Source organism: Pseudomonas sp. B14(2022), assembly GCF_012030485.1.
In the GTDB taxonomy this organism is placed as follows: domain Bacteria; phylum Pseudomonadota; class Gammaproteobacteria; order Pseudomonadales; family Pseudomonadaceae; genus Aquipseudomonas.
In genome coordinates this window covers 167,012-189,774 of record NZ_JAAUVM010000010.1, presented here as the reverse complement: position 1 = coordinate 189,774, position 22,763 = coordinate 167,012, and the positions used below count along the sequence as shown (strand labels likewise).

Genomic DNA, 22,763 nt, shown 5'->3' with positions numbered 1-22,763 from the left:
AAAGTAAGCGGATCTATTCAGGCATGGAGCCGTTTCAGACCAAAAGAGAAAAGAGGGCAGATTTTAAAAGTGCTTTATCATTTAAATACATCTGTCCCTGAGGAATCCCCACAAGTCTACTTCAGCCTCTTAGCTTCACTTCGACCTGGCGACGTTCGAAGCGCTCAAGGCGCGCTCCAGCGATTGGCGTTTTTCCGAGGTGAGCAACGTCACCACCTGGACCGTCAACGATAGCCGCGCCTACAGCCCCACACTGGTGGCATCAATATCAGCCTCAGTCAGCACGCCAACAACACGGGCACCGCCTTCACGCCCGTCGACCCCACCACCTCGCCGTACTTCCAGTTGCCCAAGGGCGAATACGGCCTGTTCGTCAAAAGCGCCGACCCCACCAGCCACTACCTGATCGAGACCAACCCCCAGTTCGCCAGCCTCTCGGGCTTCCTCAGCTCCGACTACATGCTCGGCAAACTCGGCTTCAGCGCCGACACAGCCTGGCGCCGCCTCGGTGATGGCCAATACGAAACCCGTCTGATCCGCGACGCCGTGCTCGCGCAAACCGGCCAACGCTTCCTCACCAGTGCCTTGAGCAGCGACGCCGACCAATTTCGCTACCTGATGGACAATGCGCTAGCCAGCAAAGACGCCCTGCGCCTGAGCCTCGGGGTATCCCCTCACCAACCAGCAAGTCGGCGCCCTGACCCACGACATCGTGTGGCTGGAAAACGCCACCGTCGCCGGCCAACAAGTGCTGGTGCCGGTGCTGTACCTCGCCCAGGCCAGCAACCGCCTGGCACCCAACGGCGCGTTGATTTCCGGCACTGACGTCAACCTGATCACCGGCAGCAACCTCAACAACGCCGGCACCTTGCGCGCTACCGGCAGCCTGCTGGCGAACGTCGGCGGCAACCTCACCAACAGTGGGTTGATGGAAGCCGGTGGTCGCCTGGACCTGCTCAGCGGCAACAACCTGACCAACCGCGCAGGCGGTGTGATCAGCGCAGGCAACGTCAACCTCGCCGCCGGCGCCGACCTGCTCAACGAACGCAGCGTCACCACACACGAAAGCGCCAGCAACTACCGCACTGAACGCAGCGACTTCGTCGACAGCGCCGCGCGCATCGAATCGGCCAACGATTTGGCCATGCAGGCTGGCGGCAACGTCAACAACGTCGGCGGCGTGCTCAAGAGCGGTGCCGACACCACGGTCAAGGCCGTGGGCGACGTCAACATCACCGCCTCGAAAACCCTCGACAGCGGCGCCATCGGCAACCGTTCCAGCTTCACCACCATCGCCCAACAGGGCTCTGTGGTCGACGCTGGCCGCGACTTGCATGTGATCGCCGGGCGCGATATCAGCGCCATCGCCAGCCAGGTCGAAGCCAAGCGCGACGTCAACCTGATTGCCACCCGCGACCTCAACGCCATCGCGGCAGCCAACGAGCAACACTCCACGGGCAACACGAAAAAGGTCAAGAGCATCGAAGACCACGTGCAGCAAGTGTCCAGCGTGATCAAGGCCGGCGGTGACGCCACCCTGAGCGCCGGGCAGAACCTGCAACTGGTCGCCAGCCAGGTCAATGCCGGCAACGAGGCGTACCTGGTATCCGGCAAAAACCTCGAGCTCAAAGCCGCCGAAAATCAGGACTACAGCTTCTACAGCAAGACCAAGAAAACCTCCCAGGGCAAAAAATTCCGCCTGGATGAAACCGACGTCGTGAACAACGTCGGCAGCCTGGTCAGCGCGGGGACGAACAGCACCGTCGTCGCCGGTGCAGACCTGCTGCTGGCCGGCAGTGCCGTCACTGCCGAAAAAGGCGCCACGCAACTGGTCGCCGGCCAGGACGTGAACATCCTCGCCGTCAGCAACGCCGACAGCGCCCGCCACGAACGCAAGGAAAGCAAAAGCAGTTGGGGCGGCCTCAAGTCGAGCAAAGTCCAGGACAAAGTCGACGAAAAACGCACCACCGCCCTGGGCAGCATGGTCTCCGGCGAAACCGTCACGGTCGCCGCCAAGCGCGACGCCACGGTCACCGGCTCGTCCCTGGTCAGCACCGGCGACCTCGCTGTCCAGGCCGGCCGCGACCTGACCATCGACGCGGCGCAAAACACCTTCGCCCGCACCGACATGCACAAGGAAAAAAATCGCGACCTCACCGGCGTGCTGACCGGCAACAAGCTCGGTATGGACGACATGACCGGCAACCAGAAGCTGTACATCAACAGCTCGAAGCACAACGGCACAGCCAATGAAATGACCTTGACCGGCAGCACGATTGGTTCGAGTGCGGGTAATGTGTCGCTGACGGCAGGGCGTGAGTTGAAGGTGGTGGCCAGTGATCTGGTGAGCACCAAGAACATGGAGTTGAGTGGGGCTGATGTCACCGTTACTTCGGGGATGGAGACGGCCAGTCAGACCAGTAAGGACAGTTCCAAGAGCTTGGCGGTTGGGCGCGTGATCGCGGGCACCGTGGTCGACACCGCCAACAGCATCCGCGACGCAGCCGAGGCGGCGCGCAGCTCCGACGACCCGCGCCTCAAGGCCGTGAAGATCGCCCAGGCGGCGCTGTCGATGTACAACCTGAATAACCAGGCGGGCGATCTCGCTAAACAAAGTACTGGCTTCAAGGACAAGACCGGTGGCTCTGCTGGTAACGGGTCGCTGATCAAGATCGGTACCGAACTGGCCAACACCCGTACCAAAAGCAGCAGCGAATACACGGCGCAGACCGCTCACCAGAGCAACCTCAACGCCGGGGGCAAACTGTCGATCATCGCTGCGGGCGACGCGCCGGGCACTGTGGGTGACTTGACGATTACCGGCAGTACGTTGAAAGCCGACAGCACGTTGCTGTCCGCGAAAAACAACATCCTGATGCAAAGCGCACAGAACACCACCGACCGCAAAAACGACGGTTCACGCAACAGGACCGCTATCGGTGCCAGCTTCAACATAGGCGAGCAAAACGGTTTCACCATCGACCTCGGTGCACAAACCGCCAAGAACCTTGGCTCGGGTGGCTCGGTTACCCAGGTCAACACCACGTTGGACACCGGGTCGCTGGTGCTGCGCAGCGGCCAGGACACCAGCCTGATCGGGGCGCAGGTACGCGCTGAGCGTATCGATGCCAACATCGGCGGCAACCTCAACATCCTGTCGCGCCAAGACACCGAAACGTCCAAGAGCAAGCAGAACAGCGCGGGCTTCGGTGCGAGCATCTGCATTCCGCCGATCTGTTATGGCTCCCCGGTAACCGCGTCGGCGAACCTGGCGGCTTCGAAGATGAACAGCGACTACCAGGCGGTTACCGACCAGAGCGGCTTCTTTGCCGGTAAGGGTGGCTACACCATCGATGTGGCCAAAAACACCACCCTGCAAGGTGCGGTGATTGCCAGCGAGGCTGCGGCCGACAGGAACCTGCTGCTCACCGATCGGTTGCTGGTCAGTGACATCAAGAACAAGAGCGAGATCAAGAGCCAATCGGCCGGCGTCAGCGTCTCCGGTTCCTACAGTAGCGGCGCGAGTACCCTCACGCCGGGTGCCTTGTATGGAATGTCGCTGAACGATTCGGACCACAGCTACACGCGCAGTGCCGTCAGCGAAGGCACGATCGTGGTGCGTAACCCTGAGGGTACGGGTGACCTGGTTGGCCTTAACCGCGACACCGCCAACGCCAACCAACGTCTCGACAAGCCTGATGAAAAGGCCATGCAGGAACGCATGGACCTGATCAAAAGCTCGATGGAGCTGACCAAGGGCATTGGCGACGCGATTGCTGCCGCGAAGATCAGGGACGCCGAAGACCCCACCACTGAGGCTGGCAAAGCCACGCGGCAGAAGCTAATTGAAGACGGCATCGCTAACCCGACTGCCGAACAAGTCAGCCAGCGTGCTCAGAAGGACTATGGCTTAGGGAGCAGCTTCCAGAGGGCCAGCCAAGCCGTCACCGCCATTGTTCAAGCGGTCATGGGTGGCAATGTTGGCGGTGCGTTGGCAGGTGCCGCGGCGCCGTACCTGGCACAGGAGATCAAGAAAAAAACTGAAGGCGACCCTTACGCCAACCTGATGGCTCACGCAGTGCTTGGCGCGATGGTGGCGCAAGCGCAAGGAAATTCGGCGCTGGCAGGGGGCACCGGCGCTGCGATGGGTGAGTTGATTGCCCGTCAACTTTATCCGGGCACCGCAACAAGTGACCTGACGCAAGCGCAAAAGGAAACGGTTTCCGCCTTGTCGACCTTGGCTGCGGGGGTGGGCGGAGGGCTCACTGGCGGTGATATGCTCGGTGCCTCCGCTGGCGCTCAGGCAGGACGTAATGCGGTGGAGAATAACTGGCTGAGTGAGACAGAAGCCCGCGCACTTGATAGAGAACTATCGGCCTGCAAAAACGTTAAAGGCGACTGCGGTCTAGTATTAAAAAAATATATTGAAATCAGTAATGAAAACAGTAAAAAAATGATGGGTCGTTGCATTGGCGGTGGTTTAACGTGTGTCCTACGGGAAGAGGAAATTCAGGCAAGCACCAATGCTGCGAGAGATGCCGACCCGTCACAGTTCCGCCTGAGTGAAAAATTGAAAAATCCCGAGGCTGTCGCACTGGTAAATTACCTCAATGGCTCGGACCTTAAATTTTTGAAGGAAAATATTACTGACACAGACCGAGTCATGTCAGTTGTCATCGATCCGCTCTCTTGGCCGGTAATGGTGATGGGCGGAAGTTCAATCCTTACTAACGCTTTGACCAAAGGTAAAGAGCAATTGATAGCGGTGGGCGCTTCCGCAGGTATTGGTGCAGCTATCCAATATGGAACGACAGGAAAAGTGACACTGTCGGACGTGATTGGCTCTGGGGTAGTCGGCGCGATCACAGCTGGCAAAGGTTACAATCCGACGGTTACTTGGAATGCAACGGGTGGTTATTATCAAGCGGAAATGAAAGGGGAAGACCCATTTATGGGAGCTTTGTTAAGTAAGGCGGGCGCTTCTGTGGGGTTTGCCGTTGGTAATACGATCAAGGCGCCTCTTGATAAGCTGCTTAACCCGGTGTCGAAGCAGTATGAGTGGATGCCGACTGGAATATGGACTATCAGCAGGCCGGCATCGCAAAGTTCCGTTCCCTCCATATTTGGTAATCTGGGCGACTCTGTATCGTCAGGATTTTTCAATAGTGGAGCTGATTTCTATTTGAAGAAAAGAGACAACAATGAAAAAGAATGAACCTTGGTGGGTTGCTATTTATCTTCCTTGTGCCTGTGCGTTCGGTCTGTTGTTTATGTGTGTGTTCTTTCAGGTTGCCGGGTATTGGTTGAGTGGTGGCGAGGACTTTATTGTGCTTATAAAAGAAAATACGCCGCTTTATTTAAAAATGGCTGGGGTTGGCTTTGTTCTAGGTTTTGTTCTGTGGTTTTTTAATATTCGTTGACTTTTAATTTAATAAAGGTGGCTGAGTTTTTGTATAAAAGGGTGCATGAAAGGGGGCGGATTTATTTAAACGTGACGCTAGTCGGTAGTCGATTAATAAATCTGTCCCCTTTAATTCCACTTGTGAAAGTAGTGCCAAAAAAGGAGGGTTGTAATCGTGAGCGACTCAGCTTCAATTATATCGGATGTGGCAATTGATGAAGATGCGTTTGCTGATTTTATCCACTCTATAGGCGGAGTCGTTAGTATCGGAAAACGTAATCGTGGAATATTGAATTGGGACGAGGCCACTTTGTATATTTCATTACTCAATTCCGAAAAATTCATGAATTTTTATGATTCGCAAGATATTCTCGATTGGGAAAATTTGTTGGGTGCCCCTCCTAAGACAATGATCGAAATGCAGTTGGGTCATTCGAAAGGCTCGATACGAGTTTGGCAAGAAATGGAATTGTGTTGTAGATGACGTTAATGCGGTGACGCTTAACTACTCCGAAGTCTGTGACAGGTACACAAGGTCGAGTATGAAATAGGAGAAAATAGGGGTCAGACCACGATTATTACACCAATGTATATTGGTGGTCTGACCCCTATTTCTCGGGGGGCAGCAATGAGCATGGAAGACATAGTGGCTGACAGACTTGGAAGAGTAGTTGCTGATGGATTTGATATTTTTAAAATATCAAAAGAGGCACTTGATATTTACCAAGATCCAAAACTTTCTCTCACAAAAGCTTTAGATGTTGCGTTGTTGTCACTAATGGCAATGGTCGAAGGGCCAGAGTTTGAGATGACAGAAAAAGAATTTTATGATTTTTTATCTGATATTCGACAGATGTAGTTTTCATATACCCAACTTGATCAAGCGGTAATTCCGTGGGCGCAAAAGGCAATAGCCTTTACAATGAGGCGGTCGATGCGAGCAAGTAAACTTATAAATACCCTGCTGCTGATAGTTTCATTGTTGGCGGTGGTGTGTGGGGTGAGTACGTTTTTCGGCATGATGGTCGCCATAGTGGTTGGTATACTGCTTCGCACAGATTCGAACTGGGTGTTCATCTGGATTGGATTTCCCTTGTCAGCAATATTTGCTGTGTGCTGGATAGTTGCACGGTGGGATTATGTGAAATCTTTTATATCCGGGCGTGGTGGGTGGTAGAGCGGGTAATCGAGGTCAGATAACGTTTGTTTGAGTGTCTATGGAATTGAGCTTGCAATATTACGATCTTTAAAAATTAGTTTTATTTTTATCTATTTGAAATTTTTTAAATAAGGCGGTTATGAAAATAACCGCCCATTTTTATTTATGAAATTTGTGAATTCAACTTCCGCCCAATCACATCCAGCAAATCACACCCATCCCGCAGCGGAATAGCCAGCAACAGCGCAAAGTCGTGAAGCACAATCGCATCACTGCTGATCTCTTCCCGAAATGCGAGGTTCTCCAAAAATTGAGTTACCGCACGAATGCGATACGCGGCGGCATCATAGAGAACATCTAGGGGCGCTTGTGTGTCGATCACCAGCGCGGGGATGGTTGAGTCATGGCCCGTAAGCGGCATGTATCTATTCATAGGTAAAACCTCGGTCGATGTAATGAAAGCTGTCACCTATCGTCGCCAAACGAATGGGTGACAGCTGTACGCAGGTTGGCGAACCGGGACCGAGTTCCGGCAGACCCGAAGGTCTCCCGCGCACAGCTGCCATAAAGCAGCGATGCGGGTACGGAAACCCCTGCAAGCAAGCAGAAAGCTTTCGCATACGGTCAACGGATCGCCAAATCCGATCGCCCTTTTGGACGACCGGCGGACTATAAGTCCTCAGCGTAAAAACACGCAAGGCATCAAAAGGCCAACGTCGCCCTTCGAGCCGGCGCCAACCTCAACGCCATCGCGGCAGCCAACGAGCAACACTCCACGGGCAACACGAAAAAGGTCAAGAGCATCGAAGACCACGTGCAGCAAGTGTCCAGCGTGATCAAGGCCGGCGGCGACGTCACCCTGAGCGCCGGGCAGAACCTGCAGCTGGTGGCCAGCCAGGTCAATGCCGGCAACGAGGCCTACCTGGTCTCCGGCAAAAACCTCGAGCTCAAAGCCGCCGAAAACCAGGACTACAGCTTCTACAGCAAGACCAAGAAAACCTCCCAGGGCAAAAAATTCCGCCTGGATGAAACCGACGTCGTGAGCAACGTTGGCAGCCTGGTCAGCGCGGGGACGAACAGCACAGTCGTCGCCGGTGCAGACCTGCTGCTGGCTGGGAGTGCCGTCACTGCTGAAAAAGGCGCCACGCAGCTGGTGGCCGGCCAGGACGTGAACATCCTCGCCGTCAGTAACGCCGACAGCGCCCGCCACGAACGCAAGGAAAGCAAAAGCAGTTGGGGCGGCCTCAAGTCGAGCAAAGTCCAGGACAAAGTCGACGAAAAACGCACCACCGCCATGGGCAGCATGGTCTCCGGCGAAACCGTCATCATCGCCGCCAAGCGAGACGCCACGGTCACCGGTTCCAACCTGGTCAGCACCGGCGACCTCGGCGTCCAGGCCGGCCGCGACCTGACCATCGACGCGGCGCAGAACACCTTCGCCCGCACCGACATGCACAAGGAAAAAAATCGCGACCTCACCGGCGTGCTGACCGGCAACAAGCTCGGTCTGGACGACATGACCGGCAACCAGAAGCTGTACATCAATAGCTCGAAGCACAACGGCACGGCCAATGAAATGACCTTGACCGGCAGCACCATTGGTTCGAGTGCGGGCAATGTGTCGTTGACGGCGGGGCGTGAGTTGAAGGTGGTGGCCAGTGATCTGGTGAGCACCAAGAACATGGAGTTGAGTGGGGCGAATGTCACCGTTACTTCGGGGATGGAGACGGCCAGTCAGACCAGTAAGGACAGTTCCAAGAGCTTGGCGGTTGGGCGCGTGATCGCGGGCACCGTGGTCGACACCGCCAACAGCATCCGCGACGCAGCCGAGGCGGCGCGCATCTCCGACGACCCGCGCCTCAAGGCCGTGAAGATCGCCCAGGCGGCGCTGTCGATGTACAACCTGAATAACCAGGCGGGCGATCTCGCTAAACAAAGTACTGGCTTCAAGGACAAGACCGGTGGCTCTGCTGGCAACGGGTCGCTGATCAAGATCGGTACCGAACTGGCCAACACCCGTACCAAAAGCAGCAGCGAATACACGGCGCAGACCGCTCACCAGAGCAACCTCAACGCCGGGGGCAAACTGTCGATCATCGCTGCGGGCGACGCGCCGGGCACTGTGGGTGACTTGACGATTACCGGCAGTACGTTGAAAGCCGACAGCACGTTGCTGTCCGCGAAAAACAACATCCTGATGCAAAGCGCACAGAACACCACCGACCGTAAAAACGACGGTTCACGCAACAGGACCGCTATCGGTGCCAGCTTCAACATAGGCGAGCAAAACGGTTTCACCATCGACCTCGGTGCACAAACCGCCAAGAACCTTGGCTCGGGTGGCTCGGTTACCCAGGTCAACACCACGTTGGACACCGGCTCGCTGGTGCTGCGCAGCGGCCAGGACACCAGCCTGATCGGGGCGCAGGTACGCGCTGAGCGTATCGATGCCAACATCGGCGGCAACCTCAACATCCTGTCGCGCCAAGACACCGAAACGTCCAAGAGCAAGCAGAACAGCGCGGGCTTCGGTGCGAGCATCTGTATTCCGCCGATCTGTTATGGCTCCCCGGTAACCGCGTCGGCGAACCTGGCGGCTTCGAAGATGAACAGCGACTACCAGGCGGTTACCGACCAGAGCGGCTTCTTTGCCGGCAAGGGTGGCTACACCATCGATGTGGCCAAAAACACCACCCTGCAAGGTGCGGTGATTGCCAGCGAGGCTGCGGCCGACAGGAACCTGCTGCTCACCGATCGGTTGCTGGTCAGTGACATCAAGAACAAGAGCGAGATCAAGAGCCAATCGGCCGGCGTCAGCGTCTCCGGTTCCTACAGTAGCGGCGCGAGTACCCTCACGCCGGGTGCCTTGTATGGAATGTCGCTGAACGATTCGGACCACAGCTACACGCGCAGTGCCGTCAGCGAAGGCACGATCGTGGTGCGTAACCCTGAGGGTACGGGTGACCTGGTTGGCCTTAACCGCGACACCGCCAACGCCAACCAACGTCTCGACAAGCCTGATGAAAAGGCCATGCAGGAACGCATGGATCTGATCAAGAGTTCGATGGAGTTGACCAAAGGGATTGGCGACGCCATTGCTGCATCGAGAATCAAAGCGGCTAACGACCCCAACAGTGAAGTCAGCAAGGCGGCGAGAGAGAAACTCGTGGCGAATGGGGTTGCCAACCCGACGCCAGCTCAGATCAGCCAGCAAGCCCAGCAGGATTATGGCGTTGGCAGCAGCTTCCAGAAGGCCAGCCAGGCGGTGACTGCCGTGGTGCAAGCGGCGATGGGGGGCAGCGTTGGTGGTGCGTTGGCAGGGGCGGCGGCGCCGTATCTGGCGCAAACGGTCAAGCAGATGACCGAGGGCGACCCGAACGCCAACTTGATGGCTCACGCCGTGCTGGGTGCGGTGTTGGCGCGGGCCGGTGGTAACTCCGCGCTGGCAGGGGCAGCCGGGGCCGTGGTGGCGGAGAAAACCGCACAGCTGATCAAAGAAAGTCTGTATGGCGGAGTCAGTAACGAAAACCTGTCCGAAGCGCAAAAGCAGACAATTTCCAGTCTCTCGACCCTGGCGGCTGGGCTCTCCGGATCGTTGGTTGGCAAGGACGCGCTGAATGCGGTGGCAGCCGCGCAGGTTGGGAAGAATGCGGTTGAAAATAACCTTTTGAGTCCAGCCAACGAATCTTTGCTTCAAAAGGCTCGCGATGCGATCAAACGCAACAAGTACACCTCCGAGGACGCAAAGACGCTGATTGCGCTCGATCAACAAGATCAGATTTCAGATGCTTTGGTTGAGCGCCTGCGCCGCAACCCAGACTCGATGTCGGCTGCCGATAAAGCCGCGGCGCAGGCGTATCTCGCGGATTACGCAAACGCACTCGTTGTGGCGTACGGGAAGGATGAGGCAGCTCGTCGCATCTACGCGCTTATGCGACCCGGTCCTCTGCGGCAAAGCAACGATGTGGCGTACGCAGCTGGGAATTCCATCAAAGACGCTTCCCTGGAACGGCTCTATCCCGGCGATCTGTCGGCGCAGATGAACCGCTCTCCTAGCGAAAACGAACAGCTTTACCGCGAAGCGCAACATATATGGCGCTTCGAACAGAACTATCAGGCAGAAGCTGCAGTTGGCACTCCTGCCTTGTATGCATTGGGCGGGTCGGTAGGCTTGGCAATACGGTTGGTGACTGCTGAAAGTGGGATATTGCAGATCACTTATGGTGGAGTACAGGCCAGCAACGGTGATGCGGGTGACGGTACCAAGAACATTTTTCTTGGGCTTTTGAACGCGTCGGCTGCGGGGTTGCCAAGTTTGTTTAAGGGACAGTCAGTCGCTGGCAGCACGAAGGTGACGATACCCAAAAATGAGAGCGTGGTTGGGGCAATACCCGACGCAGAGCTCGGCATTCTGGTTGATAGAAACGTTCTGCAAGCAGGCCCAAATTTCGCCAAGGGTAGCCTTGGTGCTGAAGGTGTTTTTCTTCCTCCTCAGGTAGTAGGTAGCCCTTATTTCATTCGAATCGATCCCATTAAAGGTCAAGGGCCGATGGCGATTGACTCATCTTTATTTACGTCCGGTCCAAAAACGATGGATGGAGGCGTTCGGAACTCCAAACAATTCTGGGCGGAGTGGAAAAATAACTACGGTGATACCCTTAGTCCACAAAACTTACTCCGTATTGAGGCAAAGCAGTCTCCAGTGGTCGATCAGCATTGGGTGGATAAATTTCCGGAACATCAGTCTTTTCTTGATGAAACCATTATTCACCACCATTTGGACTATGGTAAAAACGCGATTCCGCTCCCTAGCTCGGTTCATAGTAAGCAACCGGGATGGGGTATTTGGCATCCCGAACATTCAGGTCAATAGGTCACGTGATGATTAATGATTTAGATGGACTAATAAAATATTCCGAAAAAATGGCTGCCAGGTTTTCCGTCATTGCCTCAGAAATAAAGCTGTGTTCTCCTGGTTACTCAAAGAATTATTTGTCCTCGCTGAGGGAGGATGGACAACATTTTCCTGATGACTATCTGGTGTTGCTTGAGCGCGTGCAAGTGCTCGGCGTTTCAATCGGCCAATTGAATTTATGGCCAGTACCTTACGGGCGGCGCGAGTTATCGTCAGTCCTGATAGAGGCAAACAGAAGCCCTGAAAATCCATGGCTTACATTTTACAATGATAACGAAATTGTTGAGGTTGCACGTTGGGAAGCCAATATTATTTGTTTAGGGCGAAAAGACTCCAGTAATAACAGCAGGGCCTACTTCTTGGATATAAGTTCTGGTCATAAATTGAGTTTGCGGCCAATGGCAGACTCTTTTGAACAACTGATTATCGTCGCGGGCAATTTGCATGAGGTCTCAATGGATTATGAGGAAGAACCAGAATCCGGCGTGCAGGAGTTTTCTTTGCGCTTAGTGACTCTTGGAATTAAGGCGGATGCTTCCGCTTTATGGCTTGAGCTGTTGAATGAGGCACTTTACTAACGGAAAGTCGCCCGTCGGTGTCTTTTTCTAGTTGATAGGTCGAGAAATCAGAAGTCGGGGGGCAGACCACATTTTTATAAAGTTTCCAAATAAGCGGGAAAATTTTCTTGGTGGCGTGGCGGGCGTAATTACTGTAGTTATTGATGCTCTTTAAAAATCCATTTTTTTGGATTATTTTTCGTGATTTTTATATGCGGCTATGCTTAAGTCTCTGAAATTTTAAGGGGTTAATGTTGGAATAGGGATCAGGCCACGATTAGTGCACCAATGTATATTGGCGGTTTGCCCCCTATTTCTGCTGCGGTACGGCAGAGTGTATTTCATCGGGTGCCAATATCGATCTGGTTGATGCCAATACGTTGAAATGGATAAAAGCGGCCGATGCCAAGATAGTCTCCGATGTTGGAACGGCCATGGGTGGCATAGCAGTATTCACGACGGGAGGCGCAGCCGCTGTAAAGGTATTCCTGTCAGTGAGGCTGCGAGAGTATCCAATGCACTGGGTGTTGCTAAAGTCTGAGATGAACTGGCCGAAAGGGATATTGGTGCTTTCAAGGGAAATTAGTATGAAGTCGGCTTTGTACAAATACCGGTATCTATTGGGGGCATTGTTGTTGATCGCCGCGTTACTCAATTGTTTTCTTCGTTTTTGGGGCGATGCAAGGCCATTTTTCAGCGCTCTGATGCTTCAGTTGTGGTTTGGGCAAGCTGTGTTTGCATATCTGAGAGGCGGCTGGATCTCTATAGGTCCAGGTGGTTTAGGCAAAGATGCAAGCCCTGTGGGGCGGGCATCACTGGCGTGCGTGTCTTTTGTTATTTATTTGTTGGGGTTTGTATTGGAATTTAGTCAATGAAAATAGGGGGCAGACCACGGTTACATTAATGGTGGTTTGACCTCTATTTCCCTGCTTCTAACAATCATGTTCCCTATGCAGACTAAAATATGAATATGTCTATCGTTCGGAAGGGTGTTGTTGTCACTGGCGAATATTCTGGCTGGGAAATTGTTGTTGCGGACGACCGTGATGGCGATACTGGTGGGTATTATCTTTACTTGAAAAAAGGTGATATTGAAGGGTTTGAATATTGGTTCGAGCGTGAGGCAGGTCTTCAGGCTCAGTTAGTTGATTTTGAGGTGAAGTGGATAGTTTTACAAGTTTAATTCGCATGGCTTTTAATTTACCTTTGGCACGAAATTGGGGTCCCGAAATCGGAATCAGACCACGCTTTAATGATGGTCTGAGCCCTATTTCCCCTGTTTCAGTTCCTACGGATTTGAATGCAAAAACTTTGACAAAGCAGGCCAAAGAATTTAACTCTTCTCAGTCGGATTGTTGGACGTTGCGGGCTCGGAGCGGGGAGTAATTAGGCGTGGATTATTCGAGAATAATTAATCTTATTGGAGAGTCGGAATTTGTTGAGTTTTCTGATTATGGTGACGGGATTGCTGATGAGTGGATTTATAAAGCTGAAACTCGTCTTGGGTTGAAACTGCCTGATAGCTATAAATGGTGGCTGAAGTGTTATTCTGGCGGGGAAATATCTGGGGAGGAGATTTATAGTATTTGCGAAATGGATTTTGACAGTGTAAATGGTGGTGATATCGTTTATATGTCAATCGTTAACGGTCGAAATGGGTTGTGTGGGAAGGAGAGGCTATTTATCTGTGAAGCGCCGGGGACAGGGGAATCATTTTATTTTGCCACGGACGATGGTCTTAATGATGGGGAGTATCCTGTTTATAGGCTTGATCTTTCTAATCAAGCTTCTAGTGTGTACGCGAAAAATTTTATCGATTTCTTAGAAAAAAGAATAATGGCTTACAGTTGATTAATGATTATGGAGAAAGGGAAATCAGGGGCAGACCACCGTCACAATCCTTAGCCAGTTAACAGCGATTAAAGGTTATGTGGATTGGCGAGCCCAGCAGTAATATGCGCGGCGCCAGCATTTGCATTAAGGACGATCAATGAAACCCGCAAAATTCTCCCTCCAGGCCTTCCTGATGGCCTGCCTCATCCCCGGCTGGGGTTTGGTGTATGTAGGCCGCACGCAGTGGGGTATCCGGGTCGCAGCGTTGTTGCTCGGCGGGGTCGCGCTGATGGGCGCCTTGGGGTTGGTCACTACGCCCCTTGGGCTGTATGCATTCTTCGCTTTCGTCATCACGGTCAAACTGACCTCTGCCATCGTGTCCGCCGTGTTGGCCCGTCGCTACAGCGGTCCGCCCAATGTGCCGCGTAAACGCTTCCACGCTCTTTACGTCGGCGTGGTGGTGATCCTGGTGCTGACGCTGGACGTCTTTCGGGTGCCGTTGTTGGGCTTCAAAAACTATTACATTCCATCGGGGTCGATGGTTCCGACGTTGTCGATTGGCGACTACATCATGTCGGACCTGCGGGCTGGCGTGCCCAAAGTGGGGGATATCGTGGTGTATCGCTGGAATGGCACCGAGGCGGTCAAACGGGTGGCGGGAATCGGTGGTGACACTCTGGCCATCGTCAATGGCGAGGTTATCCGCAACGGTGAGAACCTGGGTTTGTTTCACGCACCGGCTGAGCGCGTCAAAAAGGACTACTCCCTTGAGTTGGCGCCACTCCAGGTAGCGCCGGGGCATGTGTACCTGTTGGGCGACAACCGTGATGTCAGCAACGACAGCCGCTTCATGGGCCAGGTTGCGCTTGAGGATGTGGTGGGCAAGGTCACCGGCATCTGGTTCTCGAATGAGCGGGGGCGCATCGGGACGACTTTCCCATGAACCTTTCGAGCCTCGCTGGCGCAGGTACTCCCGGCCAGCGGGCAGCACAGCAATACCATTGAAAGGCTGAGAGCCGATTTGCGCCCAGTCAAAACACACCAACGCCATGAATCTGGAGTAATACCGCATGGACGCAAACCACACCGCCAAACGCCCGACGATCCTGGCCAGCATCGGCCGGCGCCTGGCCGCGCGCCTTATCGACTGCGCCATCGCAGTCCTGATCTTTTTCATCGTCAAATTCTGCGCCGGTGCATTGTCTGCCTACGTGCCGGCCGTGACGCCCAAGGCTGGTTTTCTCTCGGCGTTTTTTGCAGCCTTCGCCTACTTCCTGCTGGCCGATGCGTTGCCCAACGGCCAGAGCCTGGGTAAGCGTTTGTTGAGCATCGCCGTCGTCGACCGTAAAACACGCAAATGCTGCACGGTTTCCCAGGCGTTAACCCGCAATTCCGGAGCGCTGGTGGTGATCGATTGGGTGTGGATATTCATGGAGTCCAGAACGCGCCTGGGCGATATGTTCGCCAAGACCATCGTGGTTCAGACCGGCAACCTGACGAGCGTTCGCAGCCTTGCGGATATTTATGACAACGGTAGGGGATAAACACGTCATGAACGATTCAGTATCGGCTACGCAAACCTGGGACATCGCCAGCCCGTTCAGACGGTTTCTCGGCTATCTGATCGATATGGCGGTGGTGTTTTTCCTACTGTTTTTGAACAGAAACCTGGACTACGCCTATTTCTATCTGGGCTCTGCAGGAGGCCCGGCATTGTTTGATGCCCTCCACTATGTGCTGCTGTTTTCAGCCTTCGGGTACTACTTGTTTTGCGATGCCTTGCCCAATGGCCAGAGCTTGGGCAAGCGGGTATGCGGCACGGCCGTGGTGGGTTACCCGTACCCCACGAACTGCACGCTGTTCCAGTCGTTCCTGCGCAATGTTCCGAAGATGGTGTTCAGTGTGCTGGACGGTCTTTTTGTACTGTTCGGCCTGCGTCGTCGCTTGGGCGATATGTTGGCCAAGACGATTGTCATCAATTCCTGAGCAGGGCGGCCTGGACGGGCCGCCCGGTTTAACTCAGGATGGGTTGGCGTTCAGCCTGCGACTGATCGCATCCAACAAATCACAGCCGTCGCGCAGCGGAATCGCCAGCAGATGGGCGAAGTCCTGCAGCACCACAGCGTCGCTGCTGAGCTGATCGCGAAATGCCAGGTTTTCTAGGAGTTGGGTGACGGCTTGGATGCGGTGCACAGCGGCGTCGTGGAGGACGTCGAGGGGGGCTTGGGTGTCAATGAGCAGGGCGGGGACGGTGCAGTCGTGGCCGGTCAGGGGCATGTAACGGTTCATAATTGGCACTCTGTTAAGTGGTTGAGACCACCACTCAATCGTCGCCAAACGAATGGGTGGCAGCTGTACGCAGGTTGGCGAACCGGCAACAGAGTAAACCGGCAGACCCGAAGGTCTCCCGCGCACAGCCGCCATAAAAGGCACGGCTTTGCGGGTGCAAAAACACCTGCATGAAAGCGGATTGCTTTTGCACTCTGTTGTCAGGTCGCCAAACCTGATCGCCATTTGGACGACGGCCGGACTATAAGCCCCTCACCCAAAACCGCGCAAGGCATCAGGGTGGTGGCACAATGCCTCATGCAATGCCATCCGCTGCCGACATATTGGCGATGCCCAGGCGCATCAAAAATCTGAATCGGCCTTCGCCGACATTTTCGAAACCGCCCCACCGCTACCCACAAGGAAGAAATACATGATCAAGTTGTTCTGCAAAGCCGCTGTCCTTCTGTCCCTGGCCACACTGTTTGGCTGTTCTTCGACGCCGTCGGTGGAGAAGATGCAGGCTGACGTGGCAAGCTATTCGCTGCCCAAGGCTGCTGTGGCCGATAAAGGCTTGGTGTATGTCGTACGCCCTAGCAACGTCGGGATGCTGGTACGGTTCAACGTGTTCCTGGATGACAAGGAAGCCGACTCGGAGATGGGTTACAACCGCGGTAACCAGTACATCTATTTTTTCGTGACGCCGGGCAAGCACGTGATCAGCTCCAAGGCTGAAAACTGGGCGGACCTGCCTATCGACGTCAAGGCCGGTGAGGTGGTTTACCTCAAGCAGGAAGTCGAAATGGGCTTCGCCGTGGCGCGCAACAGTCTCAAAGTGCTGAGCGATCTGGAAGGCCGTTATCTGGTCAAGGATGCGTCCTTGGGCACTATTGCCAAAGAAAGCAAATGAGTTAACGCGTTGGGTGCCGGCCGAGCCAGAGGCTCTGCCGGCAGTCGCTGTACACCTGCAAACATTAAAGGACTGACGTGAAAAACCTCCTCTTCATCCTCCTCACCACCCTCATCCTCGGCGGTTGCGTCAGTCACCCCCTGACGCCCGAAAACCGCGCGCAGATCAAGACCGTAAAAGTCCTGCCCGTGAAGTGGGAAAAGAACATGGTGTATTTAGGCCGTGAGCAAGCCTGGGGCGCGGCCCTGGGGGCCGGGCTTGGTGCGGGTGTTGGCATGGCCAGCGGTGCATCCAAGGTGGGCACCGCGGCGTTGACCGGTGCCGGTTTTGCGGGCGGCATGAAGCTCGGACAGTTGGCCGAGATGCCGACGCCCGTGGCGATTCTGACGGTGATGGAGGCGGAAAAAATCGATCTAGGCGTGCTGCTCAAGCAGGGCTTTATCGACGCGCTGGGCAAGACCTCAACGCTCAAGGTGGTGGGCGACGATGAACCCGCCGATGCGCAGATCCAGCTGACCGTGGCCGAGTGGGGCTTTCGCCTGACTCAAGGTTTCAGCAGTGTGATTTATCCCACCCTCAACGTGCTGGCGCAGATGAATCGCGGTGATGAAATGGTCTGGCGCACCAGCGAGGCGGTCACGCCGTTCAATGGCCAGAATGTCTACGGCTACACGCCGCTCACCTATCGCACCGACCCCGAGGCATTGCGCCGGGCGCTCACGGGTATTACGCAGATCTCCAGTGGGTATTTGGTGAAAGAACTCAAGTAAGCCTGCGAGTGCGTGAATACCGGGCTGCCCCTATTTTCCGACTCCACGGATGCATCATATGAAAAAGGCAATTGTTGTACTGGCAATCACGGGCCTCGTCGCAGGGTGTCAAGCTTCCGGGCCACCAAGCTCCTTTGAGCAGAGTCTGGCCAACGTTCAGTGCATGCTATCTGAAGGCGCGAAAAGCCTCACAGCAGATCAGGTTCAGTCCATTCGTAAAGCCAGCGATAACGGCAACGTGCGCTGTAAGACCGCGCTCGGTAGTTTGTACGAATCCGGTCGTGGCGGCGTGCCACAGGATTTTGCCAAGGCCAGATCGCTCTATGAGTCCGTCGCTGCCGTGGATGGCGTCGGTTACGAGAGACTGGCGCGCATGGCCGAGGAGGGCCACGGGCAAGTGCGCAATGATGTGGAGGCGCGACGGCTTTATCAGTTGGCGCTGACCAACAGTGACAGCGATAAAAGTAAACTTGCCTTGGCCAGATTGATGGAAGAGGGCCGCGGTGGGCCGCAGGATCTGTTCGGGGCAATGATGTATTACGTGGAGGCCAGCCAGCATGCCGGCGATGTCGCGTGGAAGGGCCTTCAGCGCATTCGCGCTCAAGGGCCGGTGCTGACGCCTGAACAGACACAGCGCTACAACGATGCCTGGGGTGACACCAGCCGCAAGAGCCTCAATCGTACGGCACTGGACATCGAGATTGCCTTGAACAAGCAAATCCAGCGCGGTAGTGCGAGCAAGCCGGTGACGCTGCAAGTGCAAGGCAAATCGGGTTCGAATGTGCCGCAAATCGTACTGATCGAAAGCTCGGGCAACGCTGAGGTAGACCAGGCCGTAGTCACCGCATTCGGTAAATACCGCATTCCTGCCGCGCCGCTATTGCAGGCAGGCCAGGATTCCTGGTCGTCCGAGCGGTCTCTCAAGGTTGGTTTGAATTGAAGTGCAGGAGCCCTATGCCATGGGCCGTTCGGGCGCGTGTCGGTACAAGGTTCCCATGGCACCTGGGGGGCGAATGGCAGGTTTAGCGATTATGGGGTGGCGGTTGGTGCAGGGTGTTTGCCTGCTGGTGATGTTCGTCAGCGCCACCGCATTCACCCTGGCCTGGGCCTACCTCGATCCTAGTTCGTCGTGGTTGGGCACGGCCGTGGCGGGTTTCGTCTGGGGCGGCATCGGGTTGTTGTTCGCGTATGTGTTTGAACGGTCTCGAACCGCTGCGGCCACGCTGCGATTCATGCTGACTCGGACATCGGCGTTGCTGGTGCTTGCGGCGGGGGTGGCCTATCTGGTTGGCCTGCTGTGGGTCGAGCCGGAGCAGGACTTTATGGACGCTCAGTTAAAGGGCGCATCGTGCGGTAAGTACACGGGCACGATTGAGAAAGGGTGGGAGCAAATCTGCGCCCGTTCACATTCAGAACAGCCACAAACACCGTGAGTTGATGCCAACGGCATGATGCTCAAAGCCCTGTATGCGTGTTAACCGATTTATCCCGTTACTGCAGAAGCAAACTCGCTCCCACCCACCCATTATTTGGACCCAAGGAAGCTGTCAATGAAACTGTATCGTCTGTTTATCTCACTCACTGCACTGGCGACCTGCACCAGCAGCTTCGCCGCGGCGCCTGCCCTGCAAAGTTTTCTCGCCTGCGACCAGAACTCCCTGGCGGTGGTAAGCCAGCCAGGGCTCAAAGAACGTGTTGCCCATAAGCTGGAGAACGGCAAGATCACGCTCAGCGGCGGCACACAATCCGATATGGGCCAGCGCTGGATGTTCGACACGCCACTGACGCTTGACGGTATGACCTTGACCGGCTTTTTCGCCGAAGACCAGGACCTGATGGGCTCGCGCATCATCAACTGGGGGTTCTACACCGAGCAAACGCCCGACGCACTTTACGCACCGCTGAGTAAAGTACCGGGTACGGCGTTGGAGAAAGCCAACGGTATCTACGCGCGTGCGCAGATCTGGTCGCACAAGCAATCAGCCTGGGTGCCGGAAGGCGGCGCTGACAACGCGGGCAAGCTGGTCACCGATACGGCCGAACGCATCTTGATGGTCGAGCCCGCACCCGGTGACCTGGCCAAGACCAGCAAAGGCATGATCACCTGTTCGGTTCAGGGCGCGGTGAGCGCAGCGATGCTCAAGACCACTCGACCTGACCTGATCAAGTGAAGTGAGGCCGGCAACGATACCGCGGGCATGCTGAATGCCTGCGGTGTTCTCTGGTTTTTCGCGAGCAAGCTCGCTCCTACAGGGGGCGGGGTTACAGCAACTTGCGCTGCACCGCTTCATCCAGCGTACTGCGCGTCAGCGCCTCGACCACTTCCCGCGTGTCCGCCTGGAACGGGATGCCCACGATCAGTACCAGGTGCGTCAGCGTCAGCAGCGCGCAAGGCACGTACGCCGGGTGCAGCGCGCGATGGCCCTTGAGGGCGGTCATGTTGAATTTGAGCGTGACGTCCTGCTCGCCCATAGCTTGAGGGAATGTGCGCCACCGCACGGCAACCGACGAAACACCTTGAGAACCGCTCTCAACCCCGTAAAATGCCGCGATTGTTTAAAGCACGATACTTTTCAGGGACGAATCCAGACATGCGCATGTTTGCCGTATTCCTCGTCGCCTGCCTGATGGCGGGCTGCGCCTCCAAGCCGGAGTACTACATCTCGCCGGCACCGGTCACCATTCCCAAAAACGCCACGTACTGGCTCGACACGTTTGATGTTGAGGTGGTGGGCAAGAACGAGCGTTTCTTGCCGGATGACAAGGTTCGCCAGCAACTCGGTGTCGATCTGGTCGACCGCCTGCTCAGCGCCAAGCGTTATGCAACCAGTAAGGAAAAGGCCGATTACCTGCTGGATGTCAGCATCGTCTATACGCGCCATATCCCGGACTCCAAAGGCGGCCTCTCGACGTTGATCGTTGATGACAACACCATTCTGGCCGCTGTCGATTTCAGTTATCGGGTCAAGGTCAGGAAGGGGGCTGGCGAGGTCCTGCATTTTGCCAAGACGCGTAACAACCTCGTGCCTGCCGGTGTGATGGGTGAAGCGCAAAAATGGAAGACCATGGGCGGCATCATCACCAACTCCGGTAACTCGAGCGTCGAGCGTTTTTATACCGGCGTGTTGAGCCGCGACATCGTCGATGATCTGCGCGATATCCCGTCTCGCTAACGTTGCCCACTACCGATTTATCACCCCCAGGAGCACTACGTGAACACACTGTCCAAAATCCTGCTGTCGGGCCTCACCGCCGCAGCGCTGTTGACCGTGGCCGGTTGCGCCACGGAGAGCAACCGCGCCATGCCGGTGGAACAAGTCGCCAGCGCCAACGTCGCCTATTCCGGCGTGCGTGTGCCCATCGCCGTGGGCAAGTTCGACAACCGCTCCAGCTACATGCGCGGCATCTTCTCCGACGGCGTCGACCGCCTCGGTGGCCAGGCCAAGACCATCTTGATCACCCACCTGCAGCAGACCAACCGCTTCAGCGTGCTGGACCGCGACAACATGGGTGAAATCTCCCAGGAAGCCGCGATCAAAGGCACCGCGCAGAAGCTCAAGGGCGCGGACTACGTAGTGACCGGCGACGTGACCGAGTTCGGTCGCAAAGAGACCGGCGACCGCCAGTTGTTCGGCATCCTCGGCCGTGGCAAAACCCAGGTGGCCTACGCCAAAGTCGCACTGAACATCGTCAACATCAGCACCTCCGAAGTGGTGTATTCCACCCAGGGCGCCGGTGAATACGCGCTGTCCAACCGTGAAGTGGTCGGCTTCGGCGGCACCGCCAGCTACGACTCCACCCTCAATGGCAAGGTCTTGGACCTGGCCATGCGCGAAGCCATCAACCGCTTGGTCGACGGCATCAACGCCGGTGCCTGGAACCCACGCAACTGATCAGCAACCTCTCAAGGAGCAGTACACGGATGAGCAAGGCAGTGAAGTTGGCGCTGATGCTGACAGCAATCGCGGCGGTCGCCGGGTGCCAGACGGCGCCCCAGCCCCTGTATCAATGGGAAAGCTACCAGCCGCAGGTTTACGAGTACTTCAAGGGCGAGCCCAAGGAAGCGCAGGTCGAGGCGCTGGAGCGTGATCTGCAAAAGATCAACGCCAGCGGCCGCAAGGCGCCGCCGGGTTACCACGCGCACCTGGGCATGCTGTACCTGAGCATGGGCAAGGACGACCAGATGGTGCAGGAATTCCGCACCGAGAAGGCGCTGTTTCCCGAGTCTGCTTCGTACATGGACTTCCTGCTGAAAAACGCCAAGACCGGAGTGGCCACTAAATGAGCCTGTTAAAACTCACCGGCGCCTTGCTGGCCCTGGCTTTGCTCGGCGGTTGCGCAGCCCCCAAGACCATTGACTACACGGCGTACAAGCAGGCGCGGCCCAAGTCGATCCTGGTACTGCCGCCGATCAATGAGTCGCCGGAAGTGCAGGCCTCGTACAGCCTGGTCTCGCAAGTGACCTACCCGCTGGCCGAAGCCGGCTACTACGTGCTGCCGATTGCCCTGGTGGACGAAACCTTCCGCCAGAACGGCCTGACCACCGCCAACGATATCCAGGGCGTGCCACCGGCCAAGCTGCATGACATTTTCGGCGCGGACGCGGCGCTGTACATCACCGTTAGCGAGTACGGCACCAAGTACATGCTGATCTCCAGCGACACCGCGGTGACGGCCTCGGCCAAACTGGTGGACCTGCGCACCGGCACCACCCTGTGGACCGGTTCGGCGCGTGCCTCCAGCGAGGAAGGCAACAACAACAGCGGCGGCCTGGTGGGCATGCTGATCACCGCGGCGGTCAAGCAAGTGATCAACAGCTCCACCGATGCGGCGCACCCGATTGCCGGCATCACCAGTGCACGCCTGCTGTCGCCGGGCCAACGCGCGGGGATCCTGTACGGCCCGCGTAACCCGAAGTACGGCACGGATTGATATCCGGGTTCTGAGAAC

At 56.0% G+C, this 22,763-nt stretch carries 22 protein-coding genes and 2 pseudogenes; 21 read left to right on the top strand and 3 right to left on the bottom strand.

Annotated features, from left to right (window positions below; all coding sequences use genetic code 11):
- Positions 1 to 136 precede the first annotated feature (136 nt).
- From HCF10_RS17070 to HCF10_RS17055, 4 genes and pseudogenes are all read left to right on the top strand, one after another.
- Positions 137 to 5,215, top strand: a pseudogene (locus tag HCF10_RS17070) (hemagglutinin repeat-containing protein); the annotation flags it as partial.
- Positions 5,202 to 5,420 (top strand): hypothetical protein, encoded by a 219-nt coding sequence (locus tag HCF10_RS17065; RefSeq protein WP_167656019.1) that lies wholly within the window; start codon positions 5,202 to 5,204, stop codon positions 5,418 to 5,420. The pseudogene HCF10_RS17070 and the gene HCF10_RS17065, both read left to right, overlap by 14 nt.
- 156 nt (positions 5,421 to 5,576) lie before the next feature.
- Positions 5,577 to 5,885, top strand: a complete 309-nt coding sequence (locus HCF10_RS17060) for a hypothetical protein (protein ID WP_167656018.1) — start codon at positions 5,577 to 5,579, stop codon at positions 5,883 to 5,885.
- 144 nt (positions 5,886 to 6,029) lie between these two features.
- Complete coding sequence (locus HCF10_RS17055; protein ID WP_167656017.1) at positions 6,030 to 6,260, top strand: hypothetical protein; 231 nt, start codon at positions 6,030 to 6,032, stop codon at positions 6,258 to 6,260.
- 463 nt (positions 6,261 to 6,723) lie between these two features.
- Here HCF10_RS17055 and HCF10_RS17050 read toward each other — a convergent pair whose 3' ends face one another.
- Positions 6,724 to 6,981: a hypothetical protein gene (locus tag HCF10_RS17050; protein ID WP_032883635.1), complete on the bottom strand. Its 258-nt coding sequence runs from the start codon at positions 6,979 to 6,981 to the stop codon at positions 6,724 to 6,726.
- Positions 6,982 to 7,266: 285 nt separating this feature from the next.
- Here HCF10_RS17050 and HCF10_RS31460 point away from each other — a divergent pair.
- The 8 genes and pseudogenes from HCF10_RS31460 to HCF10_RS17005 form a co-directional block, all read left to right on the top strand.
- Positions 7,267 to 11,433 (top strand): annotated as a pseudogene (locus HCF10_RS31460) (hemagglutinin repeat-containing protein); the annotation flags it as partial.
- A 5-nt stretch (positions 11,434 to 11,438) separates the two neighbouring features.
- The gene (locus HCF10_RS17035) at positions 11,439 to 12,053 is read left to right on the top strand and encodes a hypothetical protein (RefSeq protein ID WP_167656016.1); all 615 of its coding nucleotides are present in this window, start codon (positions 11,439 to 11,441) and stop codon (positions 12,051 to 12,053) included.
- A gap of 359 nt (positions 12,054 to 12,412) precedes the next feature.
- Entirely contained in the window at positions 12,413 to 12,907 is a 495-nt protein-coding gene (locus HCF10_RS17030) for a hypothetical protein (protein WP_139237781.1), read from the top strand.
- Positions 12,908 to 12,996: 89 nt separating this feature from the next.
- A complete protein-coding gene (locus tag HCF10_RS17025) occupies positions 12,997 to 13,215 on the top strand; it encodes a hypothetical protein (protein WP_205885713.1) in 219 nt (72 codons plus the stop codon).
- 209 nt (positions 13,216 to 13,424) lie between these two features.
- On the top strand, positions 13,425 to 13,883 hold the full coding sequence (locus tag HCF10_RS17020) for an SMI1/KNR4 family protein (RefSeq protein WP_167656015.1): 459 nt from the start codon (positions 13,425 to 13,427) through the stop codon (positions 13,881 to 13,883).
- A 139-nt stretch (positions 13,884 to 14,022) separates the two neighbouring features.
- Complete coding sequence (gene lepB, locus HCF10_RS17015; RefSeq protein ID WP_167656014.1) at positions 14,023 to 14,808, top strand: signal peptidase I; 786 nt, start codon at positions 14,023 to 14,025, stop codon at positions 14,806 to 14,808.
- 127 nt (positions 14,809 to 14,935) lie between these two features.
- On the top strand, positions 14,936 to 15,409 hold the full coding sequence (locus tag HCF10_RS17010; protein ID WP_092358626.1) for an RDD family protein: 474 nt from the start codon (positions 14,936 to 14,938) through the stop codon (positions 15,407 to 15,409).
- A gap of 7 nt (positions 15,410 to 15,416) precedes the next feature.
- The gene (locus HCF10_RS17005) at positions 15,417 to 15,851 is read left to right on the top strand and encodes an RDD family protein (protein WP_167656013.1); all 435 of its coding nucleotides are present in this window, start codon (positions 15,417 to 15,419) and stop codon (positions 15,849 to 15,851) included.
- Positions 15,852 to 15,884: 33 nt separating this feature from the next.
- On the opposite strand, the gene HCF10_RS17000 is transcribed toward HCF10_RS17005, so the two are convergent.
- On the bottom strand, positions 15,885 to 16,142 hold the full coding sequence (locus HCF10_RS17000) for a hypothetical protein (protein ID WP_065948568.1): 258 nt from the start codon (positions 16,140 to 16,142) through the stop codon (positions 15,885 to 15,887).
- Between the two features lie 508 nt (positions 16,143 to 16,650).
- Between HCF10_RS17000 and HCF10_RS16995 the strand changes: the two genes are divergently transcribed.
- From HCF10_RS16995 to HCF10_RS16975, 5 genes are all read left to right on the top strand, one after another.
- Positions 16,651 to 17,043 (top strand): DUF2846 domain-containing protein, encoded by a 393-nt coding sequence (locus HCF10_RS16995; RefSeq protein ID WP_205885720.1) that lies wholly within the window; start codon positions 16,651 to 16,653, stop codon positions 17,041 to 17,043.
- A 77-nt stretch (positions 17,044 to 17,120) separates the two neighbouring features.
- A complete protein-coding gene (locus HCF10_RS16990) occupies positions 17,121 to 17,813 on the top strand; it encodes a hypothetical protein (RefSeq protein WP_167656011.1) in 693 nt (230 codons plus the stop codon).
- A gap of 58 nt (positions 17,814 to 17,871) precedes the next feature.
- Positions 17,872 to 18,753: a tetratricopeptide repeat protein gene (locus HCF10_RS16985; RefSeq protein WP_167656010.1), complete on the top strand. Its 882-nt coding sequence runs from the start codon at positions 17,872 to 17,874 to the stop codon at positions 18,751 to 18,753.
- A gap of 73 nt (positions 18,754 to 18,826) precedes the next feature.
- Entirely contained in the window at positions 18,827 to 19,246 is a 420-nt protein-coding gene (locus tag HCF10_RS16980; protein WP_237683132.1) for a hypothetical protein, read from the top strand.
- A gap of 117 nt (positions 19,247 to 19,363) precedes the next feature.
- On the top strand, positions 19,364 to 19,984 hold the full coding sequence (locus HCF10_RS16975) for a hypothetical protein (protein WP_167656009.1): 621 nt from the start codon (positions 19,364 to 19,366) through the stop codon (positions 19,982 to 19,984).
- Positions 19,985 to 20,075: 91 nt separating this feature from the next.
- Here HCF10_RS16975 and HCF10_RS16970 read toward each other — a convergent pair whose 3' ends face one another.
- Positions 20,076 to 20,312: a hypothetical protein gene (locus HCF10_RS16970; protein WP_167655940.1), complete on the bottom strand. Its 237-nt coding sequence runs from the start codon at positions 20,310 to 20,312 to the stop codon at positions 20,076 to 20,078.
- Between the two features lie 92 nt (positions 20,313 to 20,404).
- Between HCF10_RS16970 and HCF10_RS16965 the strand changes: the two genes are divergently transcribed.
- From HCF10_RS16965 to HCF10_RS16950, 4 genes are read left to right on the top strand one after another with little or no spacing between them, the layout of a single operon-like run.
- A complete protein-coding gene (locus HCF10_RS16965) occupies positions 20,405 to 20,986 on the top strand; it encodes a hypothetical protein (RefSeq protein WP_167656008.1) in 582 nt (193 codons plus the stop codon).
- 39 nt (positions 20,987 to 21,025) lie between these two features.
- Positions 21,026 to 21,706 (top strand): CsgG/HfaB family protein, encoded by a 681-nt coding sequence (locus tag HCF10_RS16960; RefSeq protein WP_027608087.1) that lies wholly within the window; start codon positions 21,026 to 21,028, stop codon positions 21,704 to 21,706.
- Between the two features lie 29 nt (positions 21,707 to 21,735).
- Complete coding sequence (locus tag HCF10_RS16955; protein WP_145335732.1) at positions 21,736 to 22,098, top strand: DUF4810 domain-containing protein; 363 nt, start codon at positions 21,736 to 21,738, stop codon at positions 22,096 to 22,098.
- On the top strand, positions 22,095 to 22,745 hold the full coding sequence (locus HCF10_RS16950) for a DUF799 domain-containing protein (protein ID WP_027608085.1): 651 nt from the start codon (positions 22,095 to 22,097) through the stop codon (positions 22,743 to 22,745). The genes HCF10_RS16955 and HCF10_RS16950 overlap by 4 nt, the downstream gene beginning before the upstream one ends.
- Positions 22,746 to 22,763: the final 18 nt, after the last annotated feature.

Excerpts from the sequence above, each read along its gene's own strand:
- HCF10_RS17010 (WP_092358626.1), top strand. The coding sequence starts at position 14,936 with ATGGACGCAAACCACACCGCCAAACGCCCGACGATCCTGGCCAGCATC.
- HCF10_RS17000 (WP_065948568.1), bottom strand. The coding sequence starts at position 16,142 with ATGCCCCTGACCGGCCACGACTGCACCGTCCCCGCCCTGCTCATTGAC.
- HCF10_RS16955 (WP_145335732.1), top strand. The coding sequence starts at position 21,736 with ATGAGCAAGGCAGTGAAGTTGGCGCTGATGCTGACAGCAATCGCGGCG.
- HCF10_RS17065 (WP_167656019.1), top strand. The coding sequence starts at position 5,202 with ATGAAAAAGAATGAACCTTGGTGGGTTGCTATTTATCTTCCTTGTGCC.
- HCF10_RS17025 (WP_205885713.1), top strand. The coding sequence starts at position 12,997 with ATGAATATGTCTATCGTTCGGAAGGGTGTTGTTGTCACTGGCGAATAT.
- HCF10_RS16965 (WP_167656008.1), top strand. The coding sequence starts at position 20,405 with ATGCGCATGTTTGCCGTATTCCTCGTCGCCTGCCTGATGGCGGGCTGC.
- HCF10_RS16950 (WP_027608085.1), top strand. The coding sequence starts at position 22,095 with ATGAGCCTGTTAAAACTCACCGGCGCCTTGCTGGCCCTGGCTTTGCTC.
- HCF10_RS17055 (WP_167656017.1), top strand. The coding sequence starts at position 6,030 with ATGAGCATGGAAGACATAGTGGCTGACAGACTTGGAAGAGTAGTTGCT.
- HCF10_RS16980 (WP_237683132.1), top strand. The coding sequence starts at position 18,827 with ATGGCAGGTTTAGCGATTATGGGGTGGCGGTTGGTGCAGGGTGTTTGC.
- HCF10_RS17050 (WP_032883635.1), bottom strand. The coding sequence starts at position 6,981 with ATGCCGCTTACGGGCCATGACTCAACCATCCCCGCGCTGGTGATCGAC.
- HCF10_RS16975 (WP_167656009.1), top strand. The coding sequence starts at position 19,364 with ATGAAACTGTATCGTCTGTTTATCTCACTCACTGCACTGGCGACCTGC.
- HCF10_RS16985 (WP_167656010.1), top strand. The coding sequence starts at position 17,872 with ATGAAAAAGGCAATTGTTGTACTGGCAATCACGGGCCTCGTCGCAGGG.
- HCF10_RS16995 (WP_205885720.1), top strand. The coding sequence starts at position 16,651 with ATGCAGGCTGACGTGGCAAGCTATTCGCTGCCCAAGGCTGCTGTGGCC.
- HCF10_RS17005 (WP_167656013.1), top strand. The coding sequence starts at position 15,417 with ATGAACGATTCAGTATCGGCTACGCAAACCTGGGACATCGCCAGCCCG.
- lepB (WP_167656014.1), top strand. The coding sequence starts at position 14,023 with ATGAAACCCGCAAAATTCTCCCTCCAGGCCTTCCTGATGGCCTGCCTC.